Genomic DNA, 18,360 nt, shown 5'->3' with positions numbered 1-18,360 from the left:
CCGGAAGCGAGTGCCCATGCCCAGCGATCCGCCTTTGCAGCTGAAGCCCCGGCTGTCGATCTCGGTCGATCAGGCGCAATCGATCGTCCGCAGGGTGGCCTCGGATGCGCTTGCCGATCTGTCGCGAGAGCTTGCGGACGGCGTTTAGAACGGGGCGTTACTCCCCGCTCGCCTCGCCATTCGCCCCGTTGCCGCTCTCGGCCTCCTCCGTGATGTGCTCGACCGAGACGACGTGCTCGTCCTCGGCGGTGTCGAACACGATCACGCCCTGCGTCGAGCGGCCGGCGATACGGATGCCTTCGACCGGGCAGCGGATCAACTGCCCCTTGTCGGTCACCAGCATGATTTGATCGGCATCCTCCACGGGGAAGGACGCGACCAGATTGCCGTTGCGGTTGTTGACGCTCATGGCGACGATGCCTTTGCCGCCTCGGCCCGTGGTGCGGTACTCGTAGGACGAGGTCCGCTTGCCATAGCCGTTGACGGAGACGGTCAGCACGACCTGCTCGGCCGCCGACATCTCGGCATAGCGCTCCTGCGCCAGCTGGAAGCTGCCGGAGGTCTCCTCGGCCTCAGCGTCCGCTGCCGGCTCTTCAGCCGCAGCTTCGCCGGCGACCGCGCGGCGCATCTTCAGATAGGCCGAACGCTCGTCCGAGGTGGTCTCGACATGGCGCAGGATCGCGAGCGAGATCACCTTGTCGCCCTCGCCAAGCGCGATGCCGCGCACGCCCATCGAGGTGCGCCCGGTGAAGACGCGCACGTCGGGAACCGGGAAGCGGATGCACTGACCGCCGGCCCCAGTCAGCAGCACGTCGTCATGCTCGGTGCAGATCTGGACGTCGACGATCGCTTCGCCGTCGTCGAGCTTCATGGCGATGATGCCGGAGCGGCGGACGTCGACGAAGTCGGACAGCTTGTTGCGGCGGACGTTGCCGCCTGTGGTGGCGAACATCACATCGAGCTGGGCCCAGGTGGATTCATCCTCGGGCAGCGGCATGATGGTGGTGATGCGTTCGCCCTGCTCCAGCGGCAGGATGTTGATCAGCGCCTTGCCGCGCGCATTCGGCGCGGCCATCGGCAGGCGCCAGACCTTTTCCTTGTAGACCTGGCCGCGCGACGAGAAGAACAGCACCGGCGTATGCGTGGACGCCACGAACAGGCGGCTCACAAAATCCTCGTCGCGGGTCTGCATGCCGGAGCGGCCCTTGCCACCACGGCGCTGGGCGCGATAGGCCGACAGCGGCACGCGCTTGACGTAACCGGCGTGCGAGACGGTGACGACCATGTCCTCGCGCTGGATCAGGTCCTCGTCCTCGACCTCGCCTTCCTGCTCCATGATCACAGTCTTGCGCGGCGTGGCGAATTCCGCCTTCACCTCAGCGAGCTCGGTCTTGATGATGTCGAGAATCCGGTCGCGCGACTGCAGGATCTCGAGATACTCGCCGATCTCGCCAGCAAGCTTTGACAGCTCGTCGCCAATCTCGTCACGGCCAAGCGCTGTGAGGCGTGCGAGACGCAGTTCGAGGATCGCCTTCGCCTGATCCAGCGACAGGCGGATGGTGCCGTCCTCGTTGATGCGATGGCGGGGATCGTCGATCAGCGTGATGATGTCCTCGACGTCGCGCGCGGGCCAGTCGCGCGTCATCAGGGTTTCGCGCGCAACGGCCGGCGTCGGCGAGTGCCGGATGACCTTGATGATCTCGTCAATGTTAGCGACGGCAATCGCAAGGCCGACCTGCTCATGCGCGCGCTCGCGCGCCTTGCGCAGCTTGTACTTGGTCCTGCGGGTGACGACCTGCTCGCGGAATCCGACGAAGATCGTCAGCATGTCCTTCAGGTTCATCGTCAGCGGGCGGCCCGAATCGAGCGCGACGGCGTTGACGCCGAACGAGGTCTGCAGTGGCGTGAACTTGTAAAGCTGATTGAGCACCACGTCGGGCACGGCGTCGCGCTTGAGCTCAACGACGACGCGGTAGCCGTCGCGGTCGGATTCGTCGCGCAGATCCGAGATGCCCTCGATCTTCTTTTCCTTGTAGAGCTCGGCGATGCGCTCGACCATCGTCGCCTTGTTCACCTGATACGGGATCTCGGTGATGACGATCGCCTCGCGCTCTTTCCTGATCGTCTCGAACTCGACCTTGCCGCGCATCACGATGGAGCCGCGGCCGAGGTGATAGGCGCTGCGGATGCCCTGGCGTCCGAGGATGATGCCGCCGGTCGGGAAATCCGGCCCCGGGATGATGTTGTTGAGCTCGTCGATCGTCAGCGCCGGATTGTCGACCAGCGCGAGGCACGCGTCGATGACTTCGCCGAGATTGTGCGGCGGGATGTTGGTGGCCATGCCGACCGCGATGCCGCCTGCGCCATTGACCAGCAGGTTGGGGAACCGGGCCGGCAGAACCACCGGCTCCTTGGTCGAGCCGTCATAGTTGTCCTGGAAGTCGACGGTCTCGTTGTCGATGTCGTCGAGCAGCTTGAGCGCGATCTTGGTCAGGCGTGACTCGGTGTAGCGCATTGCCGCAGGCGGATCGCCGTCGACCGAGCCGAAATTGCCCTGCCCGTCCACCAGCAGCTCGCGCATCGAGAAAGGCTGCGCCATGCGCACCAGCGCGTCATAGATCGCCTGGTCGCCATGCGGATGGTATTGGCCCATGACGTTGCCGACGATACCGGCCGACTTCTTGTGCTTCTTGTCGGGCGTGTAGCCTTCCTCGTTCATCGAGAACAGGATGCGGCGATGAACCGGCTTCAACCCGTCGCGCGCATCGGGCAGCGCGCGCGACACGATCACGCTCATGGCGTAATCGAGATAGGACTTCTTCATCTCCTCGTAGATCGAAACGGGGCGAATGTCCGAGGGTTGCGCCGGCTGGTCGCCGGGCTTGTTGTCGTCGTCAGCCAAGGGGGAATCCGGTGAAATTTTATCTGGGAATCATATAGCGCATCGAGGCCCTGATAACCACCCTTGCAAGGGTCGAGACAGCGCTTTTTCCGACTGTTTTTCCAGAGACTTAGACCTTGTCCACCACCATCGGGAACGGGGCCCGCACGAGCCGGGCGGAACTGCCCGTTACGCCCCGAAAAACACGCTGTGCATGATGCGCCCGGGCAGCAGCGTGAACAGGCCCGCCACCACCAGCGCGCCGGTGAAAATGAAGATCATGCTCCACCGGTGAGCGACGACGCGATGCGTGTGCGCCCGCCATACCGCAAGCGGCAGCATCACCAGCGTGAAGATCGACAGCAGATGGATCGGGCTGAACGGCCCGACCAGGCGATCTGGTGGATCCAGAACGACGAGACCGCTACCAGGGCCATCAGCGCCACCCAGATCCAGCCGATCGTCCGGTGTGGCAGCGTACCCTTGGGGGCGGCGAACTGAACGATGCCGAGCACGAAGGCCGCCATCGCCGCGAAGGCGTGCAGCGGGATCGCCGGAGCAGCGTCAAGCAGCGGCGGGGCTCATGTGACGCGTCCCTTCGGCCGGGATCCCATGTGAATATGATTAACATTAAGTTAATACCATTCACATCATGGCCCGTCAAAGGCTTCAGGCAGCACATGAGGCCGGCCCGGAAAACCGAGCTCAGCCCGTAAATTGGTAGGAAATCCTGACGCTCTACGCGAGCGCAGCAAAGTTGGAAACGAAACTTGCCCGCCTCAGAACGGGATGTCGTCGTCCATGTCGTTGTTGCGGCCACCGCCGCCGGCGGCAACCGGGCGGCGCGGTGCGCTGCTGACGGGACCCGAGGAGCCGAAATCGCCGCCCGGCTCGTCGCCGAAGCTGCCGCCTCCTCCGCCGCCGCCGCGGCCGTCGAGCATCGTCAGCGTCGAGTTGAAGCCCTGGAGCACGACCTCGGTGGAGTACTTCTCCACGCCGCTCTGATCAGTCCATTTGCGGGTCTGAAGCGCGCCCTCGATGTACACCTTGGCGCCCTTCTTCAGATACTGCTCGGCGACCTTGCACAGCCCTTCGTTGAAGATCACGACACGGTGCCACTCGGTCTTTTCCTTGCGCTCGCCGCTGTTCTTGTCGCGCCAGGTCTCGGAGGTCGCGATGCTCAGATTCGCGATCGGCCGCCCGTCCTGGGTGCGGCGGATTTCCGGATCCTTGCCGAGATTTCCAACCAGAATGACCTTGTTGACGCTTCCCGCCATCGCCGCTCTCCACTCCAAATGCCACTGAATTTCGAAAAAGGCGCGCCCGCGCTGCCGCCCGTTGGGCCGACCCTATACGCTTACAAGGGCCGATCGGCCCGTCACGCCCTCGGTTATCCCCACATATAGCACCGGCCAGACATTTGTTCCAGATTTGTTCCCATCGAAATTGATGCGACCGAAGCGTGCATACGAACACCCTGCCCCGCTATGCACGCCGTCATGAATTGGAACCGAACAGAGCCGGAAAACGCTTAACATTCATCAGGTTAAGCGCATGTCAGTTGCCCGCCGACTGTTGCATTCCAGAGACGGACTCGGGCGTTCGATTGGATTACGGTTTTCTCGGAATTGGTTCTGATGGGCGTCGCGCCTGATGGGCCGCTTCGGGGACATCTGAAGCGGACGACACTGGGGAGACTGCAATGAAGAAAATTCTATTCGGTACAATTGGTATTGTTGCAATGGGCCTGTCTGCACCCGCGAGTGCAGCAGATCTTGCGGCTCGTCCCTACACCAAGGCGCCGCCGCCGATGATCGCCACCATCTACGACTGGAGCGGCTTCTACATCGGCATCAACGGCGGCGGCGGATCGAGCCACAAATGCTGGGACAACGTCGTTCTCGGCGGCGGCGCATTCGTGGGCGGCGAAGGCTGCCACAACGCCACCGGTGGCACGGTCGGCGGCCAGGTCGGCTATCGCTGGCAATCGGCCAGCTGGGTGTTCGGCCTCGAAGGCCAGGGCAACTGGGCCGACTTCTCCGGCGACAATGTCAGCAATTTCTTCCTGGCGCAGCGTAACCGCTCGCGGATCGACGCCTTCGGCCTGTTCACAGGCCAGATCGGCTATGCCTGGAACAACGTGCTGTTTTACGTGAAGGGCGGCGGCGCCGTAGTCGCGGACAAGTTCGACATCTACACGGCGCCCGGCTTCGTCGGTGCAGGCACCCTGCTCGCCTCAACCAGCGACACCCGCTGGGGCGGCACGGTCGGGGCCGGCCTCGAATTCGGCTTCGCGCCCAACTGGACGGTCGGCGTCGAGTACGATCACATCTTCCTCGGCAACCGGACGCTCACGCTCAACGCGCCCGTCGGCGGCGGCGCATTCCAGACCGACCGGATCAGCCAGGACGTCGACATGGGCCTCGTCCGCCTCAACTATCGCTGGGGCGGCCCCATCATCGCGAAGTACTGATCTTCCTGAAATCATTCGGGAATCGGAGGCCGGCCTCGTGCCGGCCTTTTTGTTGCCTGTTCCCGATGGGGAACTATAGGTCAGTGAGTATTACATTTTGTATTCGTTGTGACTTTTGAGAGACACAACTTACAGCTTCAGTGGTGTAAGCACGACATCAGTTGGACCAACGCGTCCGCTGTGCTTCCGACGCACGGAAGACAACAACAGAAACTGGGACTGGGATTACTTGAACATGAAAAAGATTTTGTTGGCTTCGGCCGCTCTGATCGCCCTCACCGGCGCCGCTTCGGCTGCCGACCTGGCGGCTCGCCCCTACACCAAGGCTCCGGTCGCGATGGCCTCGGTCTACAACTGGACCGGCTTCTATCTCGGTATCGTCGGCGGCGGCGCCTGGGAAGCCGCCTCTGGCGACCCGAAGATGAAGGGTGGCTTCGTCGGCGGCACCGCTGGCTACAACTGGCAGACCGGCAACGTCGTGTTCGGTATCGAGGCCGATGGCACCTGGGCCGACGTCAGCGCCTCCGCCGCAGCCACTGTTCCCGGCTTTGGCGTCGTGAGCGTGAGCTCGAAGACCGACGCGATGGGCACCGTCCGCGGCCGCATCGGCTATGCCGTCAACAACGTCCTGTTCTACGGCACCGGCGGCTACGCCTGGATCGACAACAAGATCAGCCTCTCCGCACTCGGCGTGTCCGTGTCGGACAGCAAGTGGCACTCTGGCTGGACCGTCGGCGCCGGCGTCGAGGCGTTCTTCGCTCCGCAGTGGTCGGTCAAGGGCGAGTACCTGTATCGCAGCCTTGGCGGCGAGACCTACTTCACGGGCGCTCTGCCCACCGGCACGGTCAACTTCCACACCGTGCAGGTCGGCGTGAACTATCACTTCAACGGCCCGGTCGTCGCCAAGTATTGATCTGAAGATCGCGACCGACGTCTCATCGTCACGAAAGGCCGGCCTCGCGCCGGCCTTTTTGTTGTTCCTTCCGTCCCGATCTCCAGGCGCTGCTGCCAAGTCCCGCCAGCGCACCAACAATCCGTTGACGATTCGCAAGTCCCTCTGGAAATCCGTCTCCGTTCTTCCTACGTTCGCCCACATACCCATTGGCGCCGATCCCGGTTCCGGGCGAAGCGCGCCCGAACGTTGGCGCGGTCGCTCGCTCGTGGGATTCCTTGAGGGCAACGCGGATGGATGAAGTGATCAAGGCGAAGCGCCAACAGCAGAACGCGGGATCACACCTGCGCGCAATTACGATCCGTGGCGCGCGCGAGCACAACCTCAAGAACATCGACGTCGAGATTCCCCGCGACAAGCTCGTGGTGTTCACCGGGCTATCGGGCTCCGGCAAATCCTCGCTCGCCTTCGACACCATCTACGCCGAAGGCCAGCGCCGCTACGTCGAGTCGCTCTCGGCCTATGCGCGCCAGTTCCTGGAGATGATGCAGAAGCCCGACGTCGACCAGATCGACGGCCTGTCGCCGGCGATCTCGATCGAGCAGAAGACGACGTCGAAGAACCCGCGCTCGACGGTCGGCACCGTCACCGAGATCTACGATTACATGCGCCTGCTCTGGGCGCGCGTCGGCGTGCCTTATTCGCCGGCCACGGGCCTTCCCATTGAAAGCCAGACCGTCTCGCAGATGGTCGATCGCGTGCTGGCGCTGCCCGAGGGCACCCGCCTCTATCTGCTGGCCCCCGTCGTGCGCGGCCGCAAGGGCGAGTACCGCAAGGAGCTCGCCGAATGGCTCAAGAAGGGCTTTCAGCGCGTCAAGATCGACGGCGCCTTCTACGAGCTCGCGGAAGCGCCTAACCTCGACAAGAAATTCCCGCACGACATCGACGTCGTCGTCGACCGCATCGTGGTGCGCGCCGATATCGGCCAGCGCCTGGCTGAGAGCTTCGAGACCGCGCTGAAGCTCGCCGAGGGCCTTGCCGTCATCGAGTATGCCGATGCACCGGCTGCTGCTGCGCCTGCCGAAGAGAAAAAGAAGACGGCAAAAATCCACGACAAGAGCGGGCCCGAGCGCATCCTGTTCTCGGAAAAGTTCGCCTGCCCCGTCTCCGGCTTCACCATTCCGGAGATCGAGCCCAGACTTTTTTCCTTCAACAACCCCTACGGCGCGTGCCCGGCCTGCGGCGGCCTCGGCGTCGAGCAGCATGTCGACGAAGACCTCGTCATTCCGGACAAGGAGCTCGCGATCGGCAAGGGCGCGATCGCGCCCTGGGCCAAGTCGTCGTCGCCCTATTACACGCAGACGCTGACGGCGCTCGGCAAGCACTACAAGTTCACCCTGACGACCAAGTGGAAGGATCTGCCCAAGAAGACGAGAGACGCGATCCTCCACGGCTCCGGCGAGGACGAGATCAAGTTCTCCTACGAGGACGGCGTCCGTTCCTACGACACCAAGAAGCCGTTCGAAGGCGTCATCACCAATATCAACCGCCGCTATCGCGAGACCGAAAGCGAGTGGGCGCGCGAGGAGCTGGCAAAATATTTCCACGACGTACCCTGCGGCGCCTGCAACGGCTTCCGGCTGAAGCCGGAGGCGCTGTGCGTCAAGGTCGGGGCCAAGCATATCGGCGAGATCTCGGAGCTGTCGGTCAGGAAGGCCGGCGAATGGTTCGAGACCGTGCCCGACGCGCTGAACAAGCAGCAGAACGAGATCGCCGGCCGCATCCTCAAGGAAATCCGCGAGCGCCTGACCTTCCTGCTCGACGTCGGCCTCAACTACCTCACCCTCTCCCGCTCCTCCGGCACGCTGTCCGGCGGCGAGAGCCAGCGCATTAGGCTGGCTTCCCAGATCGGCTCGGGTCTGACTGGCGTGCTCTACGTGCTGGATGAGCCTTCGATCGGCCTGCACCAGCGCGACAACGCGCGCCTGCTCGACACGCTGAAGCGCCTGCGCGACCTCGGCAACACCGTGGTCGTGGTCGAGCATGACGAGGACGCGATCCGGCTCGCAGACTACGTGCTCGACATCGGCCCCGGCGCCGGCATGCATGGCGGCAACATCGTCGCCGAAGGCACGCCCGACGAGATCATGCGCAACCCGAAATCCCTCACCGGCAAGTACCTGACCGGCGAGCTCGAAGTCGCGGTGCCGGAGCGGCGTCCGCCGAACCATCGCCGCACCATCAAGGTGGTGAACGCGCGCGGCAATAACCTCAAGAACGTCACGGCCGAGATTCCGCTCGGCCTGTTCACCGCCGTCACCGGCGTCTCCGGCGGCGGCAAGTCGACGCTGCTGATCGACACGCTCTACCGCGCCATCGCGCGCAAGCTCAACGGCGCCAGCGAAGGCGCCGCGCCGCACGACCGCATCGAGGGTCTCGAACACATCGACAAGATCATCGACATCGACCAGTCGCCGATCGGCCGCACTCCGCGCTCGAATCCGGCGACCTATACCGGCGCCTTCACACCGATCCGCGAGTGGTTTGCGGGCCTGCCCGAAGCCAAGGCGCGCGGCTACGAGCCCGGGCGCTTCTCCTTCAACGTCAAGGGCGGCCGTTGCGAGGCGTGCCAGGGCGACGGCGTCATCAAGATCGAGATGCACTTTTTGCCCGACGTCTACGTCACCTGCGACGTCTGCAAGGGCAAGCGCTACAATCGCGAGACGCTCGAAGTCCTGTTCAAGGGCAAGAGCATCGCCGACGTGCTCGACATGACCGTCGAGGAAGCCGCCGAGTTCTTCAAGGCGGTGCCGCGCGTGCGCGAGACATTCCAGACGCTGCACCGCGTCGGCCTCGACTACATCCATGTCGGCCAGCAGGCCACGACCCTCTCCGGCGGCGAAGCCCAGCGCGTCAAACTGGCGAAGGAATTGTCAAAACGCGCCACCGGCCGCACCCTCTACATCCTGGATGAGCCCACGACCGGCCTGCACTTCCACGACGTCAAGAAGCTGCTGGAGGTGCTGCACGAGCTGGTCGCGCAGGGCAACACGGTCGTCGTCATCGAGCACAATATCGAAGTCATCAAGACCGCGGACTGGGTCATCGACCTCGGCCCTGAAGGCGGCGACGGCGGCGGCGAGATCGTCGCCTGGGGTCCACCCGAGGACATCGTGAAAGCACAGCGGAGCTACACGGGCAAGTTCCTGGAGCCGGTGCTGAAGAAGGCAAGGAAGCCGAAACGAAGAAGCACGAGCGAAGCGGCGGAGTAGATCGAAACCGTAGAGGGCGGATTAGCGAAGCGTAGTCCGCCTGCGCTCCTCTCGTGAGACCGGTGCCGACATGCCTGCTGGACTTGTGCAAACCTATCGCGCCTTCGCTCGCAACAATGCCTGGGCGAACCATCGCCTGCTCACAGCGTGCGCCGGCCTCAGCCAGGCCGAGTTCGAAGCCCGGCGAACCGGGTTCTTCCCGAGCCTGCAGCGCACGCTGAACCACATCTATGTCATCGACCTCTTTTACGTCGATGCCCTTGAGGGTGGCTGGCTCGGACCACGCGCCTGGCAAAACGAAGTGCCGCACGGTTCGCTCTCCGAATTGAAGCCTGCCCAAGCTGCCATGGACAAGCGCCTGCTCGCTATCTGCGATGCGCTGACGCCTGAACGTCTTGACGACTCGGTCCGGATCAACCGCGACACCCGGGTCCAGACCGAGCGCCGCGACCGGCTGCTGATGCATCTCTTCCAGCATCAGATTCATCATCGCGGACAGGCGCACGCGATGATGTCCGAAACAGCTGTTGCCCCGCCGCAGCTCGATGAATTCTTCGCGGAAGGAGAAGCCCCGCTTCGGGCGGCCGAGTTTGCCGATCTCGGTTGGACCGAGGAGATCGTATGGAAATCCTAGCGGTGTAATTTTTCCTCCATGCCCTTCTCCCTCGCCATCTTCGATCTCGACGGCACGCTCGTCGACAGCTTCCCGTGGTTCCTGCGCACCATCAACGACGTCGCCGACCGCTTCGGCTTTCGGCGCGTGCGGGATGAGGATATCGAGGGGCTACGGCATGCCTCGACACGCGAGATCCTCAAGCAGCTCGAGGTACCCTTGTGGAAGCTGCCGGCGATCGCGCGCTATGCGCGGCGGCTGAAGGCAGAAGCCGCCGGCGAGATTTCGCTGTTTGCGGGCGCGGAGGCGATGCTGCGGACGCTCGCGGAGACTGGCGTGCAGCTCGCGCTGGTGACCTCGGACAGCGAGGTCAATGCGCGGCAGAAGCTCGGCGCATCGGCCGCTCTATTCCAGCATTTCGACTGCGCAGCCTCGGTGTTCGGCAAGCCCGCGAGATTCCGCCGCGTGATCCGGCGCGCCGGCGTTACCCCGGGCAATGTCGTTTCGATCGGCGACGAGGTCCGCGACATCGAGGCGGCGCGTGCGGTTGGGATTGCCTGCGGTGCCGTCAGCTGGGGCTATGCCGCGCCGGCCGCGTTGAGAGCTCTTGCGCCAGATTACATGTTCGCGCAGATGGATGAGATCGCGGATGCGGTCGGCCGGATGCCGGCAACAATTTGAAACGCAATCGCCTGCGGCTCGAGGAGACGGTGATGACACTCACGGATGCAGCCCGCCTCAAACTGCTGGAGCCCCCGGCCGGCAGGGTCCGCGTCGTGCTCGACACCGACACCTACAACGAGATCGACGATCAGTTCGCGCTGGTACAGATGCTGCTGTCGCCGGAGCGCTTCGACATCGAGGCGATCTACGCCGCGCCGTTCTTCAATGCGCGTGCAGAAAATCCCGGCCACGGCATGGAGCTGAGCTATCAGGAGATCCTGCGCCTGCTGGAACGCCTGAACGTCGCGCCTGACGGCCTGGTTCATCGTGGCGTCACCGACTATGTCGGTGCGGCCAAGACGGCGCGCGCTGCGCCCGCCGTGGACGACCTCGTGGCCCGGGCGCGCGCGGGCTCGCCTGACAATCCGCTCTACGTCATAGCCATCGGCGCTATCAGCAACGTCGCCTCGGCGCTGCTCTTGGCCCCCGATATCATCGACCGTGTCGTGGTGGTCTGGCTTGGCGGCCATGCGCTGGAATGGCCTGACACCATCGAGTTCAACCTCAAGCAGGACGTCGGCGGCGCGCAGGTGCTGCTCGATAGCGGCGTGCCGCTCGTGCTGGTGCCGTGCCGCGGCGTCACTTCGCGCCTGCACTCGACGGTGCCGGAGATCGAACGCTACGTCGAACCGCATGGCAGCATCGGCGCGTTTCTCGCCATGCGCTTCAAGGAGTATTCGTCCGATCACATGGGCTGGGCCAAGGAAATCTGGGACATGGCGCCGGTGGGCTGGCTGCTGAACCCTGCGTGGGCGCCGAGCGTGATCGTCTCGGCTCCTGTCCTCACGGAGCAGATGACGTGGAGCGTCGACCGAAGGCGCCATCCGATCCGCTACGTGACCTATGTGGACCGCAATCCGATCCTGAGGGATTTCTTCGTGAAGCTCGAAGCGTTTTCCCGCGCAAAATGAGCCCCGTCGTCTCGACGTGCCCACCACACCTCGTGTTGCCTGACGGGCAAAACACGCGAGATCGAGGTCAACACGTCTTGATCGAAATAATTCGCTTTACTAGAATTCGGAAATACAACATCATTCGCCCATCCCAACCCGGCCGAGGGGCGCTATCGCGATCGTCACGACACGCGGGAGGGGACGTGGTGGACGTGGGTCACATCGGCGCGAAGGGTTTGCAGGGCGGGCAACCGTGAGCAAGACCTCGCGCACACGACCGGTGTGATCCACGTACGGCAAAATCGTGTGGTCCTGGCGCCCGGAGCCTGCGCGCCAAGTCCTGAGGTGATGTGCGATGTCCAACCGGGCGCGCACATCAGCCATCCGCAGGGCGACGGGGCAATAGTGCATCGCTCCCCGGGGAGATCACGACATAAGCCGTCAAACCACTGCGCAGGGAAGGCCGGATGTTTGGCTTCACCTGTATGCCGCTGTGCAGCCTCTTGTAGCGCAGATATCGCACAGTGGACCGCGGGTGCCAGCCGGCACCCGGCCTTCCCTGCGCCCTCGGCACCTTCGAGGGCGGTGATTCCAGCAGAGCTCGGGCATGACGTGCCGCGAGAGCGTGAAACTGTGTCTGCGATTTCAAGGGCCAATTTGAAGTCGAACCTTGCGCCGAGACCGCCATTGCGAGCGCCGCGAAGCAATCCAGAGTGCCCCCGCGCAAAAATTCTGGATTGCTTCGTTGCAAGTGCTCCTCGCAATGACGACGGAAGCAGCGCCCCGCGCCTATTCCGCCAGCGTCGCCTCGACGAACCCGCGTGGGTCGTCGCAGAATTCTCGCATGACCCGGTAGTGATCGGTCTGCTCCACGGTAACAGGCTCGAGCCCGTATTTCCCCAACCGAAGCAGCTGCGCATGGGGATAGGCCATCAGGAGAGGTGCATGGGTCGCCATGATGACCTGGCAAATGCGGGACTCGTCCATACGCCGCAGCAGCTTGAGAAATTCGATCTGCCGCGCCGGCGACAGCGCCGATTCAGGCTCGTCGAAAATGAAGATGCCTTGCCGCTGGCAACGCTCCTCGAAAAAGCGCAGAAAGCCTTCGCCGTGCGAGTGCGACAGGAAGTCGGGACCGACCTGACCACTATCACGCGCGGCCTTGTCCAGATATCGCGCGACCGAGAAAAAACTCTCAGCGCGAAAGAACCAGCCGTTGGTGATCTTCGGCAGCCAGCTCGCGCGCAGCGCTTTGGAAAGTTGGCCGCCCATCTTTTCGCGCGCTTCGGAGTGATCGACGGGCATGTAGCCCTTCCCGCCACCGGCATCGTCATAGCCGGCGAGAGCGGCGATACCCTCCAAGATCGTCGACTTGCCGGTGCCGTTTTCGCCGACGATGATTGTGATCGCGGCCTCGAAGTTGAACTCGAAATCATCCGGAAAGATGGGCAAGCAAAACGGATAAGCCTCGCGATCGCGAACCTGCGACGGATCGAGCCAGACCCGCTTCAGATATGGCGCAGGCAGGTTGATCGTGCGATTGCCTCTTCGGCCCATTGCCGCCTCCCCGCCCGGTTTGCTCCGCTCACGCTGATCGGAACATAACGGGAACGCTGCTGGCAGGCAAGTGGTATGGACGGACCGGCACAAGCCTCAGGCGTGCGCTAATCCAGCGCCTCCAGCACCAGTTCCATCGTCATCAGCACGGGATTGTCGCCGCGGACGAGGCGTCCCTCGGCGATGCCGCCGGTGTAGTCGATAAGGGCGACGTCGAGCGCGGCTTCCAGCACCCCGGAAGCACCAGGCGCAACCGTCCCGGCAGTGATCGCCAGCTCCGTGGCGAACGGCTCGGTCACGCCGCCATGGGTGAAGCGCGCGCCGACGGTCGAGCCGACGCCGCCGTGGATTTTTGCGCGCGCAATTCGGTGGGCGTGGCAGAACGCCTCGAGACAACCGGCAAAATCCTGGTTCGGGCGCAGCCGCAGCGCGAAGGTACGGCTGGTCGTGCGCGCGCCCGAGTTCGCGGAAACGACCGGCCCGAACAGCTTGAAATTGGTCTCGGGGTCTGGCTCGGCGGCGAACATCGCGCCGTCGACGCCGAACGCCTGGACCTCGAACGGCTCGGCGACGACAGTCTCGTCCGGGAGCATGTGGCCGCCGCTCACCTTACCGTCGGCCTCGGTCCACAGCCCATGGCAATGAAAGAACGGCGCACCGTCGCGAACGCCGAGCGTCATGCTGCCGAGTCTGGTGTGGCTCACTCCCGCGGGCCGATAGGTGTCGCTATAGAACGCCGCGTTTTCGCCGGTCTTCGACAGCGCCGGCATCACGTAGCCGAACGGTCCGAGCGCGCCGCTCGTGAAATTCAGCACGCCGCCGGCAAAGCCCTCAGCCGCAAAACCGCGGCGCGCGGCCTCGAGCAGCGGCAGGCCGGCTTGAAGCGTGAACGAGAATCCGCGCCCCCTTGCCTCCACCCATTGGATACGTTCAGTAACCGACGCGCCCGGCTGCTTGATGCTCCGCATGCCCCGCGCTCAGCCCGCCTTGGTCTTGTCGAGATCGAGCAGCCCGCGCGCCTCGAGCTCGTCGCGCACCATGCGTTTCGGCACCTTGCCGTAGCCGGATTTCGGCAGTGCCTCCCAGAAGAAGAACCGCTTCGGCATCTTGTAGCGAGGGACCTTCGGCGAGAGAAACGCCGCCATCTCGGCTTCGCTCACGGCCTTCGCGCCCTCGCACGGAACGCAGACGGCGACGCCGACCTCGCCCCAGGTCGCGTCGGGCACGCCGAGCACCGCGACCTCGCCGACCGCGGGATGCGTCAGGATCTTCTCCTCGATCTCGCGCGGATAGATGTTGGAGCCGCCGGAGATGTACATATCGGAGGCGCGACCGGTGATGTAGACGAACCCCTCCTCGTCCATGTGGCCGAGATCGCCGGTGCGGAACCAGCCGTTGCGGAATGCCTTCGCATTGGCATCGGGATTGTCGTAATAGCCCGCGAGCACCGCGGGCCCGATCACGCAGATCTCGCCGCTCTGGTTCGCCTGGACCTCGCGGCCCTCGTCGTCCTGGATCGAGACCTGCATGCCGGTGCGCTCGAAGCCGCAGGTGCCGATCTTCGCATGCGGACCGTCCTCGGGGTCGTGCAGCGCCGCCGGCAGCACCGTGATGTTGCCGGTAACCTCGCCGAGGCCGAAATACTGCACGATGACCTTGCCGAGTTTCTTCAGCGCGGCCTTCTGATCCTCGCGATACATCGGCGCGCCGGCATAGATGACGTGGCGCAGCGAGGAATGATCGTATTTGTCGGCGGCGGGATGCTCGACCATCATCTTCAGGATGGTCGGCACCGTGAAGAGGTTGGCGACAAGATGCCTTTCGATCAGGCGGAATGCCTCATCGATGTCGAATTTTTCGGTCGACAGCAGCACGGTGCAGACGCCGCGCGCGGTCTGCACCAGCTGATGCACGCCGGCGCCATGCGACAGCGGAGCCACCACCAACGAGGCATCGGCCTCCGTGACGCCGGGGGTGAGATCGGCGAGATGGTTGGTGACGACAAAGCCCATCTGGCCGTGGGTCAGCACCGCGGCCTTGGAGCGGCCGGTGGTGCCGGACGTGAAAAAGAACCAGCAGGGGTCGTCATGCTCGACCGCGACGTTCTCGACCGCAACTCCCGCCTTCGATGCGATCGCATCGGCCACCGAGCGTTCGCCGAAAGATGCCTTGCCTTCGATGCTCCAGGTGAATTCCAGCGCGCCGCCTTTCACCAAAGCTGCGTGTTCCGGGAAATCGACATGACAGAGAAACGCCTTCGCGCCCGAGGCCTGTGCGAGATAGGCGACCTCGTCGGCCATCAAGCGGAAATTGGTGGGCACCCAGACCGCGCCGAGCCGGAAAGCCGCGAACATCGAAAAGAACATCTCGTCGCCATTCTTGGAATGAACGAGGATGCGGTCGCCCTTGTCGATGCCGCGCGCGGCGAGCGCCGCCGCGAGAGCCGAGACCTGCGCATCGATCTCGCGCCAGGTCCAGGTTTTGTCTCCCCAGACGAAACCGGGCCGCGAGCCATGCCGCCGCGCATTCTGCGTCAGCATATGAGCGAGATTCATGACACGGCGGGACATGCGGAGCGGCTGCATCGGGCTTCCTCTTGGGCGGCGAACGGCACGCAAGCCGTCCGCTCATTGAAGCCCATTTATCGCCATCGCCTGCGGCGTAGCAAGGCCGCCGGCCGCGCACCAGCCCCAAGGATTCCAAAACCCCTAGGGCTTTTTGAACTCGAACGGCGTCGCCGTGATCGCCTTCTCCTTGACACAGGCCTGCGAACCAAAACCGCCGCAATAGCTGCCGTGCAAGTCGAAGCGGATGGTGCGCGCCGCACCGTGCTTCATCGGCGGCGGCGCGATGCTGTAGCTGCGGACATAGCCGTCGAACACGGCAAGTACGGCGCCATCGGGCCGCGTCACCAGGATGTCCAGCAGGCAGCCACCGGTTCCGCAATAGGTGCTCTCGCGTTCGCCGCATTTGGTGTCGCGGAAATCGACGATGTAATCGTCGCGGCCATCGCCGGTCAGGTCGACTTTGCGCACCGTATCAGGTGCAAACGTCACGGCGCCGCCGCCCTGGCTGTCGCATTCCTCATTGGCGTAATGCACCGCCTTCTGCACGGCGGGCGGATAGTCGGCGGGATTGAACGGCTTGGCGTCGTCGGCGCGCGCCGCGGCCGTGAGCATCGTGAGCAGGACGATCAGACATCGCATGCGCGTTGGTCGCAGACGCAGCCGCCATCGTTCAGGGAATTTTAAACATGATCGGCGCAACCTCGCTTAGTTGTCGTGTACAGAGTGCCGCATCATGGTCAAAGCGCCCGTCGTTCTCCTGCTCTCGCTGGCGCTCGCCGGATGTGCCGTGGCTCCGCAAGCCCACCTCGCCGCGGATTCCGCATTCAAGCCCGCGCGCTATGCCTGGGATGGAGCAGGCGAAAATCCCAACCAGCCGCGCACCGCCATGCCGGCACAGGCATCGCGCATCGCTGCGCAAGCCGAGAGCGACGGGCTCGACGCCGACCAGGACGCCAAGGTCAATCGCTCTCTGGTTATCTGCCAAGGCTGCCTGCGCCCCAATCCTCAGCCGGAGAATTCGCGGCTCGCCAAGGCCGCAGATTGAACCGAACGGCTCTTGCGTCGGTCTACTGAGATACCGCGCTGACACGGGCCGTCCCGGCCTATGGTCGCGTGCCATCATCTCAGGGACCATCCATGCTCACCCGCCGCAACCTCATTGCCGCCTCTCTCCTCGTCGCCGCCAAGCCGGCCTTCGCTCAGGCCCCCGCCGCCAGCGACCCCGTTTTCATCCTGACGGCAATCTACACCCGCGCCGCCAAGGGCAAGGGCGAGGGTGGCGCAGCCTTCGTCACCGAGAACAAGGCGGCCAAAGCGAAATATCTTTCCAAGGCGCTGGTTGCGCTGTGGGCCAAGGCGGATGCGCACACGCCGAAGGGCGATGTCGGGCCGATCGACTTCGATCCGGTGACCAATTCGCAGGAACCGGACGTGAAGTCGTTCAAGGTTGACGCGGAGAAGACGGAGGCCGACAAGGCGAAGCTTGCGGTGACAATCACCGGCCACCGCAACGACCGCAAACCCGCCGACCAGATCGTGCGCTACGACTTCGTGCTCGAGGCCGGCAGCTGGAAGATCGACGACATCAAGGGCTCCTCCGACGGCGAAGCCTGGTCGATCCGCAAGATGCTGACGGACTCGCTGAAGAACTGACCGGAGACTTCATGAGCGACGTGATCAACAACAAAGCCCATCACCGCTACGAGCTGGAGGTGGAGGGCTACATCGCGACCGAACATTACAAGCTCGACGGCAACGTCATCACCTTCGAGCATACCGACGTGCCGAAGGAACTCGGCGGCAAAGGCGTCGGCTCGAGACTGGTGCAAGGCGCACTCGACCAGGTCCGCGCCAGCGGCCTGAGGCTGATCCCGCAATGCCCGTTCGTGAAGGCGTGGATCGAGAAGCACCCGGACTATCAGGACCTGGTGAAGAGATAAGCCGGCCCAAGCCCGCCGATCTCGCGACGGGCCTGCCGAAATTCCACGGCCTATTGCCCGTGCTTCAGCATATCCTGATCATTCAGGTCCCAGTCCTGCCACAGCTGGAGCACGCCGAGGACTACCGCGACCCCGCCGAGACTCGTGTGGTAGATTCTGAGAAAACCTTCGCCGGAATAGCCGAGCACGTAGGGCGAGACGATGAGCCACAGCCCGATCAGGATCGTCGCGGCCTCCTGCCATCGCTGCAAGGCGACATATTCGAGCTGGCTGAGGCCAAATATGACGAGCCCGACTACGACCGCGTTCACGACGATCGTCTGCTGCCCCGCGATCCCAGATTGATCCTGGATGGGAAACCACGGCGAGGCGACAATCAGCGCGCCGAGCAGCATCCCACACCAGTCTTCCCATGTGCGATGAGTATTCAAGAAACTAAAGTCCGACATCGTACCCTCCTACAAAAGAGGCATACGTCGGCGGCTGGCTCTCTTAATACTCCGAACGTCTAGCGACCCTGCCGGCCGCCTTCGGGCGTATGTCCTTCAA

General features: G+C 63.8%; 17 protein-coding genes and 1 pseudogene. 10 read left to right on the top strand and 8 right to left on the bottom strand.

The window, feature by feature from the left end:
* Positions 1-16: 16 nt before the first annotated feature.
* Positions 17-148 carry a hypothetical protein gene (locus QY049_RS01920; RefSeq protein WP_258766833.1) on the top strand — a complete coding sequence of 44 codons (132 nt, stop codon included), beginning with the start codon at positions 17-19 and terminating at the stop codon, positions 146-148.
* Positions 149-157: 9 nt separating this feature from the next.
* Here the strand turns inward: QY049_RS01920 and gyrA are convergent, their stop codons facing one another.
* From gyrA to QY049_RS01905, 3 genes and pseudogenes are all read right to left on the bottom strand, one after another.
* Positions 158-2,902: a DNA gyrase subunit A gene (gene gyrA / locus QY049_RS01915; RefSeq protein WP_194475779.1), complete on the bottom strand. Its 2,745-nt coding sequence runs from the start codon at positions 2,900-2,902 to the stop codon at positions 158-160.
* Between the two features lie 168 nt (positions 2,903-3,070).
* Positions 3,071-3,408, bottom strand: a pseudogene (locus tag QY049_RS01910) (DUF2306 domain-containing protein).
* Positions 3,409-3,660: 252 nt separating this feature from the next.
* On the bottom strand, positions 3,661-4,158 hold the full coding sequence (locus tag QY049_RS01905) for a single-stranded DNA-binding protein (protein ID WP_092234768.1): 498 nt from the start codon (positions 4,156-4,158) through the stop codon (positions 3,661-3,663).
* A 425-nt stretch (positions 4,159-4,583) separates the two neighbouring features.
* Here QY049_RS01905 and QY049_RS01900 point away from each other — a divergent pair, with 425 nt between their 5' ends.
* From QY049_RS01900 to QY049_RS01875, 6 genes are all read left to right on the top strand, one after another.
* On the top strand, positions 4,584-5,354 hold the full coding sequence (locus tag QY049_RS01900) for an outer membrane protein (RefSeq protein WP_301268716.1): 771 nt from the start codon (positions 4,584-4,586) through the stop codon (positions 5,352-5,354).
* Positions 5,355-5,589: 235 nt separating this feature from the next.
* Positions 5,590-6,267, top strand: coding sequence for an outer membrane protein (locus tag QY049_RS01895; protein WP_301268715.1), 678 nt, complete (start codon positions 5,590-5,592; stop codon positions 6,265-6,267).
* 272 nt (positions 6,268-6,539) lie between these two features.
* Positions 6,540-9,518 (top strand): excinuclease ABC subunit UvrA, encoded by a 2,979-nt coding sequence (uvrA, locus tag QY049_RS01890; protein WP_301268714.1) that lies wholly within the window; start codon positions 6,540-6,542, stop codon positions 9,516-9,518.
* Between the two features lie 70 nt (positions 9,519-9,588).
* Positions 9,589-10,152 carry a DinB family protein gene (locus tag QY049_RS01885; protein ID WP_301268713.1) on the top strand — a complete coding sequence of 188 codons (564 nt, stop codon included), beginning with the start codon at positions 9,589-9,591 and terminating at the stop codon, positions 10,150-10,152.
* An 18-nt stretch (positions 10,153-10,170) separates the two neighbouring features.
* A complete protein-coding gene (locus QY049_RS01880; RefSeq protein WP_301268712.1) occupies positions 10,171-10,812 on the top strand; it encodes an HAD-IA family hydrolase in 642 nt (213 codons plus the stop codon).
* A gap of 32 nt (positions 10,813-10,844) precedes the next feature.
* A complete protein-coding gene (locus QY049_RS01875) occupies positions 10,845-11,765 on the top strand; it encodes a nucleoside hydrolase (RefSeq protein ID WP_301268711.1) in 921 nt (306 codons plus the stop codon).
* 771 nt (positions 11,766-12,536) lie between these two features.
* Here the strand turns inward: QY049_RS01875 and QY049_RS01870 are convergent.
* The 4 genes from QY049_RS01870 to QY049_RS01855 all read right to left on the bottom strand — a co-directional run bounded on the left by QY049_RS01870 (position 12,537) and on the right by QY049_RS01855 (position 16,510).
* Positions 12,537-13,304, bottom strand: coding sequence for an AAA family ATPase (locus QY049_RS01870; RefSeq protein ID WP_301269249.1), 768 nt, complete (start codon positions 13,302-13,304; stop codon positions 12,537-12,539).
* 107 nt (positions 13,305-13,411) lie between these two features.
* Complete coding sequence (locus QY049_RS01865; RefSeq protein WP_301268710.1) at positions 13,412-14,272, bottom strand: DUF296 domain-containing protein; 861 nt, start codon at positions 14,270-14,272, stop codon at positions 13,412-13,414.
* A 9-nt stretch (positions 14,273-14,281) separates the two neighbouring features.
* Entirely contained in the window at positions 14,282-15,889 is a 1,608-nt protein-coding gene (locus QY049_RS01860; protein WP_301268709.1) for an acyl-CoA synthetase, read from the bottom strand.
* Between the two features lie 123 nt (positions 15,890-16,012).
* The gene (locus QY049_RS01855; RefSeq protein WP_301268708.1) at positions 16,013-16,510 is read right to left on the bottom strand and encodes a hypothetical protein; all 498 of its coding nucleotides are present in this window, start codon (positions 16,508-16,510) and stop codon (positions 16,013-16,015) included.
* Between the two features lie 94 nt (positions 16,511-16,604).
* On the opposite strand from QY049_RS01855, the gene QY049_RS01850 reads away from it, so the two are divergent.
* The 3 genes from QY049_RS01850 to QY049_RS01840 all read left to right on the top strand — a co-directional run bounded on the left by QY049_RS01850 (position 16,605) and on the right by QY049_RS01840 (position 17,811).
* Positions 16,605-16,916 (top strand): hypothetical protein, encoded by a 312-nt coding sequence (locus QY049_RS01850; RefSeq protein ID WP_301268707.1) that lies wholly within the window; start codon positions 16,605-16,607, stop codon positions 16,914-16,916.
* A gap of 92 nt (positions 16,917-17,008) precedes the next feature.
* The gene (locus tag QY049_RS01845) at positions 17,009-17,524 is read left to right on the top strand and encodes a DUF3828 domain-containing protein (protein ID WP_301268706.1); all 516 of its coding nucleotides are present in this window, start codon (positions 17,009-17,011) and stop codon (positions 17,522-17,524) included.
* A gap of 11 nt (positions 17,525-17,535) precedes the next feature.
* Positions 17,536-17,811, top strand: coding sequence for a GNAT family N-acetyltransferase (locus QY049_RS01840; RefSeq protein WP_194475766.1), 276 nt, complete (start codon positions 17,536-17,538; stop codon positions 17,809-17,811).
* 50 nt (positions 17,812-17,861) lie between these two features.
* Here the strand turns inward: QY049_RS01840 and QY049_RS01835 are convergent, their stop codons facing one another.
* Entirely contained in the window at positions 17,862-18,260 is a 399-nt protein-coding gene (locus tag QY049_RS01835) for an SPW repeat protein (RefSeq protein WP_194475765.1), read from the bottom strand.
* Positions 18,261-18,360: the final 100 nt, after the last annotated feature.

It is taken from the genome of Bradyrhizobium sp. WYCCWR 13022, assembly GCF_030435535.1.
Taxonomy (GTDB): Bacteria; Pseudomonadota; Alphaproteobacteria; order Rhizobiales; family Xanthobacteraceae; genus Bradyrhizobium.
Note: the sequence above shows the minus strand (reverse complement) of the source record. Positions and strands in the feature narration are given on the sequence as shown.

Coding starts and splice junctions, on each gene's coding strand:
- QY049_RS01920 (WP_258766833.1), top strand. CDS start 17: ATGCCCAGCGATCCGCCTTTGCAGCTGAAGCCCCGGCTGTCGATCTCG.
- QY049_RS01905 (WP_092234768.1), bottom strand. CDS start 4,158: ATGGCGGGAAGCGTCAACAAGGTCATTCTGGTTGGAAATCTCGGCAAG.
- QY049_RS01900 (WP_301268716.1), top strand. CDS start 4,584: ATGAAGAAAATTCTATTCGGTACAATTGGTATTGTTGCAATGGGCCTG.
- QY049_RS01895 (WP_301268715.1), top strand. CDS start 5,590: ATGAAAAAGATTTTGTTGGCTTCGGCCGCTCTGATCGCCCTCACCGGC.
- uvrA (WP_301268714.1), top strand. CDS start 6,540: ATGGATGAAGTGATCAAGGCGAAGCGCCAACAGCAGAACGCGGGATCA.
- QY049_RS01885 (WP_301268713.1), top strand. CDS start 9,589: ATGCCTGCTGGACTTGTGCAAACCTATCGCGCCTTCGCTCGCAACAAT.
- QY049_RS01880 (WP_301268712.1), top strand. CDS start 10,171: ATGCCCTTCTCCCTCGCCATCTTCGATCTCGACGGCACGCTCGTCGAC.
- QY049_RS01875 (WP_301268711.1), top strand. CDS start 10,845: ATGACACTCACGGATGCAGCCCGCCTCAAACTGCTGGAGCCCCCGGCC.
- QY049_RS01870 (WP_301269249.1), bottom strand. CDS start 13,304: ATGGGCCGAAGAGGCAATCGCACGATCAACCTGCCTGCGCCATATCTG.
- QY049_RS01865 (WP_301268710.1), bottom strand. CDS start 14,272: ATGCGGAGCATCAAGCAGCCGGGCGCGTCGGTTACTGAACGTATCCAA.
- QY049_RS01860 (WP_301268709.1), bottom strand. CDS start 15,889: ATGCAGCCGCTCCGCATGTCCCGCCGTGTCATGAATCTCGCTCATATG.
- QY049_RS01855 (WP_301268708.1), bottom strand. CDS start 16,510: ATGCGATGTCTGATCGTCCTGCTCACGATGCTCACGGCCGCGGCGCGC.
- QY049_RS01850 (WP_301268707.1), top strand. CDS start 16,605: ATGGTCAAAGCGCCCGTCGTTCTCCTGCTCTCGCTGGCGCTCGCCGGA.
- QY049_RS01845 (WP_301268706.1), top strand. CDS start 17,009: ATGCTCACCCGCCGCAACCTCATTGCCGCCTCTCTCCTCGTCGCCGCC.
- QY049_RS01840 (WP_194475766.1), top strand. CDS start 17,536: ATGAGCGACGTGATCAACAACAAAGCCCATCACCGCTACGAGCTGGAG.
- QY049_RS01835 (WP_194475765.1), bottom strand. CDS start 18,260: ATGTCGGACTTTAGTTTCTTGAATACTCATCGCACATGGGAAGACTGG.